Source organism: Rhodococcus sp. (in: high G+C Gram-positive bacteria), assembly GCF_049286785.1.
Taxonomy (GTDB): Bacteria; Actinomycetota; Actinomycetes; order Mycobacteriales; family Mycobacteriaceae; genus Rhodococcus_F.
The window spans coordinates 1-4506 of sequence record NZ_JBAQEO010000940.1; the positions used below are offsets into that span (position 1 = coordinate 1).

Here is a 4506-nt window from a genome sequence, read left to right on the forward strand (position 1 = left end):
CGGCAGCGCCTGCGGCCGATCACGTGAATGCGTTGATGACCCAATTGAAGCCGACAGTGCCGGTGCTGCTGGCCAATCTGGTCAGTATCGGCGACGTAGCCCTCATATATCAGAAGAACGTCGAGCAATTGCTGGTCCTGCTCCCTCAGGGTGCCATCGTGCAAGCGAGCGCGGTAGTGCCGAATCTCGGTAACGACCACCCGTACGCGGGCGCGTTCTTGAGCTTCAACCTCAACCTGAACAACCCCCAGCCCTGCACGACCGGCTACCTGCCACCCGACCAGCGGCGGAGCCCGAGTGAGGTCGACTACCCGGATCGCCCCGAAGGTGACCTGTACTGCCGGATCCCGCAGGACGCGTCAAGCAACGTGCGTGGAGTGCGAAACACACCCTGCGCAACGAATCCCGGAAAGCGTGCACCGACCGTGGCGCTGTGCGAGAGCGACGAAGAATACCTTCCACTCAACGATGGAACGCCCTGGATCGGAGATCCCAACGCGACAACGACCGGTCAGACAGTTCCCGAGTCCTCGGGCGGTGCCAGCGTGACACCGTCGAGCAACGACTCTTCCGGTTTGCCGCAGATCGCGACGGCCGAATACAACCCCCACACCGGCACTTATGTAGGCCCTGACGGGCGGGCCTATACCCAGACGAATCTGGCTGTAAGTACCGCGAAGGAGCAGACATGGCAAATGATGATGCAGCCGACCACGTGAGAGTGGCGGAGGTGGAACCAAGTGAAGACGGCACTGCCGCAGGGCAGTCGTCGCCGCGCCGCCGGATGACTCGCGGCGGTGCACTGATGGCGCTCGGGGTCGTCGCGGCGCTGGTGCTGGCGGTCGTGTGCGGGGTGATGTGGAACGACGTCCGTGCCGACGGCCGGGCCGAATCCGACCGCAACACCTTCCTGCAGGTGGGCCGGCAAGGGGCGCTGAACCTCACGACGATACGTTGGGACAACGTGGACTCGGATGTCCAACGAATCCTCGAGGGGTCTACCGGCGCGTTCCACGATGATTTCGCGTCCCGTGCGGAATCCTTCATTGCCGTGGTGAAGCAGGCGCGGTCGACCTCCGAGGGAACGGTCACCGATGTGGGACTCGAGTCGGTCGACGGGAGCACCGCGCAGGTACTGGTTGCAGCGACGGTGAAGACTTCGAATGCGGCAGCGGTGGAGCAGGATCCGCGAGCGTGGCGGATGCGAGTGACTGTCCAGAAGGACGGCGATAGAGCCCTGGTGTCGAATGTGGAGTTTGTACCGTGAGCGAGAAGAACGTAACCCTGGACAAGGCTGAAGAGGCTTCTGGCGAGGAGGTTTTGATCGAGACGAACGAACCGGATCGTTCGCGGCGGAACCGGATCGGAGTTGTATCTCTGATTGCCGTGATCGTCGCTCTGGCGCTGGCGACGGGAATCGCTCGCTGGCAACAAGTGCAGGCGGACAACGACAACGAGGCGCGGGCACAGGTCGCTCTGGCGGCGACCGATGGCGCCGTGGCGATCCTGTCATACTCGCCCGACACAGTTGATGCCGATCTCGCCGGAGCCAAGGATCGCTTGACCGGCGACTTCCTTGACTATTACACCAAGTTCACGACCGACGTCGTGGCTCCCGCCGCCAAGGAGAAGAACATCGCGACCACCGCGACGGTACCTGCTGCTGCCGTATCGTCTGTCGACGGATCGACCGCCGTAGTGCTGGTCTTCGTGAACCAGCGCACGACGACGGGAGGGAATCAGGAACCGTCGGACTCCGCAAGCAGCGTGCGAGTGCAACTCACAGACGTCGACGGTCGATGGCTGATCGAGAAGTTCGACCCCGTGTAGCGGGTGATCAGGAAGCTGTGCCCATCCGCAGTCCGTCCAGCAAGGCCTCGAGTGCTTGGCCCGCTTCTGCCCGAGCTGCCCGAGGTTCGTCGGAGTGGGCGATGTAGAGTGCGGCCTCGTCGACGGATCTCAACAGGAGCAACGCCGTCGCATCCGGAGCGAGCGCGCGAATGCTTCCGTCGTCTATCCCGTCCGCGACCATGTCGCGGAGCACACCGAGTCCGTATTCGGCCGCGATTTCTCGCCATGATTCCCAGCCCAGGACGGCGGGTCCGTCGACGAGCAGGATGCGGCGAATTTCCGGGGCGTCGGTCGAGGCGTCTATCGTCGCCGAGATGACGGTGCGCAGTCGTTCGAAACCGTTGTCACCAGGTGTGTCACGGCCCGTGATGCGGTCGGTCATCTCCTTCTCCACCTGCTCGAACACTGCGGCGAAGAGTGCACGCTTGTCCTTGAAATGGTGGTAGAGCGCTCCGCGGGTCCCGACTCCCGCCGCCTCGGCGATGTCGGTGGTCGACGTCGACGCGTAGCCCGGATCGAGGAACATCTCCCGAGCAACCGCGAGTACACGAAGCCGGGTGCGTTCCGCCTGGACCTGACGTTGGTTGGCCATGAAGCGAATCTAGCCTTCGAGCGAAACCCAGTGTTGACATACAGCTGTATGTTAAACAGTATGTGGTGGGAGTCACTCGCCCGCTTCCCTCTCTCGTCCACTCTGAAAGGCTCGACGTGAAGAACCAATTCGCGAGGTCACGATGACATTGCTGTCCCTGCCCGCGTGCCCGGACATCGCGGGAGCAGTCGTCTGGGGGGATGCCAGGTGTGTCCCGGAAGGGATTACCCGCCCCTTCGCGCCGTGGCTACTCGATTACGCACTGCCAGTTGTCGCGGCGGTCGCAGTGCTCCTGATGATCAGAAGCGCTGTGCGCCAGAAGAAGTTGACCTGGATGCTCATGATCTCCACCGCGTCCGCATCGACGTGGTGGCTCGAGGCGTTCGGTGACTGGGGCCAGCACCTGTCGTACAGCCCCGTGTTCAACCACTACGTACTCACGTGGACGTACACCGCACCGCACAACCCGCTGTGGATGCCGCTCATGTACGCCGTCTACTGGGTGGCGCACGCGTGGGCGATCCTGAAGCTCGCCGAATGGAGCCGGCGGAAGTTCGGCTGGTCACTGGGTAAGGGCATCGTACTGCTCTCCATCCCACTGACATTCGTCTGGAATCTGATCATCGAGGGTTTCGCTGCTTGGGCGGGGTGGTGGACCTACGAACCGGGAATCGGTCCGGTACTCGACATGGGACGCGGCAATTGGCCCCTGCTGTGGCCGATGCTGCTGATGTTCGGTTGGATCAACCTGATCTCGTGGGTCGTTGGTCCGCCGCACGAGGCCACCCGCTTCAACCGCTTGGAGCGGCTCTTCAGGCTGGATACCTTGCTGCAGCGAACGGGTTGGCACACCCTGGCGCGGGTAATGCCGTCGACGGCGGTCGAGGGACCCGAAAGTCGAGTCGCGCTGGCGGATCGCCTCGAGGTGCTCGATCCCGCCGCCGGAAGCGCGAGATTTCAACTGGTCCGCATGTGCTGCTGGGTCGTCTTCTTCAACGTGACGTTCGTACTCACGCTCGACGTCCCCCTCGTTGCTGTGCGGCTGATCAGCGGCTGGACGACTCCGTACTTCTGAGAACACTCTGTGCTAGTGAAAGGAATCACCTCATGTATTTCGATGCTGCCGACCAGATCCTCAACCTCGTGAAAGCGATTGCCTGGGTCCTCTTTCGAGGGCGCCTGCCTCCTGCCTGAGGCGGGAAAACGAAGCTGGGGATAGGAACCCGAATCGGCCCCGACCCCCAGCTTCGTGTGTTCGTGTCAGCGCACCGAGAAACCTGCGTCGACGGGAAGCGATACTCCGGTGATCCACTTCGCCTGGTCGGATACCAGGAAGGCGATTGCGTCGGAGATGTCCTCCGGCTGAAGAATCTGGACGGGCATGGCGTTCTGCATTGCCGAGAGTGCGTTGTCTCCGCCGGCCGCCGCCTGCTGCATCAGCTGCGACATGGCCTCGTTCATCGTCATGCCGGAGGCAACTCCGGTGGGATGCACGATGTTGACTCGGATCGAGTGCTCGGCCAACGTCGCGGCGAGCTGCTTGCACATCCCGACGAGACCCCATTTCGACGCGGTATAGGCCAACGCTCCGGTGCCCGTGTTGGCGGTGGGACGTACGCCCGCGGTGGAGCCGGTAAAGACGATGGAACCTCCGCGTTCGCCGGAAATCATATGGGGAATAGCTGCTTTGACCGTGTGGAAGCCGCCGGTCAGATTGGTGGACACCACGTCGCTCCACAGCTGCGCGTAGTCTTCGGGGTCTTCACCGAGGCGGACGATTCCCGCGTTGGACAACACGATGTCGAGACGCCCGAACTTCTCGACTCCGCGATCGACGGCGCTCTTCACCGCTGCGGCGTCGCGGACATCCGCCTCGACGTCGAAGATCCGACGGTCCAGTGCCTCTACGAGTTTCACCGTTTCTTGGAGATCGGATGCAGAGGCGTTGGGGTAGTCCATCGTGTCGATGTCGGCGCAGATGTCGATCGCGATGATGTCGGCACCTTCGCCGGCCAGCCGTAGCGCGTGTGAACGGCCTTGTCCGCGTGCCGCTCCGGTGATCA

The 4506-nt window shown here is 62.8% G+C and carries 5 protein-coding genes and 1 pseudogene; 4 read left to right on the forward strand and 2 right to left on the reverse strand.

Features of this window, described 5'->3' with window-relative positions:
* The 3 genes and pseudogenes from WAW17_RS34065 to WAW17_RS34075 all read left to right on the forward strand — a co-directional run.
* Positions 1 to 719: pseudogene (locus tag WAW17_RS34065) on the forward strand (MCE family protein); the annotation flags it as partial.
* On the forward strand, positions 689 to 1267 hold the full coding sequence (locus tag WAW17_RS34070) for an Mce protein (protein ID WP_422337232.1): 579 nt from the start codon (positions 689 to 691) through the stop codon (positions 1265 to 1267). The pseudogene WAW17_RS34065 and the gene WAW17_RS34070, both read left to right, overlap by 31 nt.
* Positions 1264 to 1830 carry a hypothetical protein gene (locus tag WAW17_RS34075; protein WP_422337233.1) on the forward strand — a complete coding sequence of 189 codons (567 nt, stop codon included), beginning with the start codon at positions 1264 to 1266 and terminating at the stop codon, positions 1828 to 1830. The genes WAW17_RS34070 and WAW17_RS34075 overlap by 4 nt, the downstream gene beginning before the upstream one ends.
* 7 nt (positions 1831 to 1837) lie before the next feature.
* Here WAW17_RS34075 and WAW17_RS34080 read toward each other — a convergent pair whose 3' ends face one another.
* A complete protein-coding gene (locus tag WAW17_RS34080) occupies positions 1838 to 2443 on the reverse strand; it encodes a TetR/AcrR family transcriptional regulator (RefSeq protein ID WP_422337234.1) in 606 nt (201 codons plus the stop codon).
* 142 nt (positions 2444 to 2585) lie between these two features.
* On the opposite strand from WAW17_RS34080, the gene WAW17_RS34085 reads away from it, so the two are divergent.
* Complete coding sequence (locus WAW17_RS34085; protein ID WP_422337235.1) at positions 2586 to 3518, forward strand: hypothetical protein; 933 nt, start codon at positions 2586 to 2588, stop codon at positions 3516 to 3518.
* 185 nt (positions 3519 to 3703) lie between these two features.
* Here WAW17_RS34085 and WAW17_RS34090 read toward each other — a convergent pair whose 3' ends face one another.
* Positions 3704 to 4504, reverse strand: coding sequence for a mycofactocin-coupled SDR family oxidoreductase (locus WAW17_RS34090; RefSeq protein ID WP_422337236.1), 801 nt, complete (start codon positions 4502 to 4504; stop codon positions 3704 to 3706).
* Positions 4505 to 4506 lie beyond the last annotated feature (2 nt).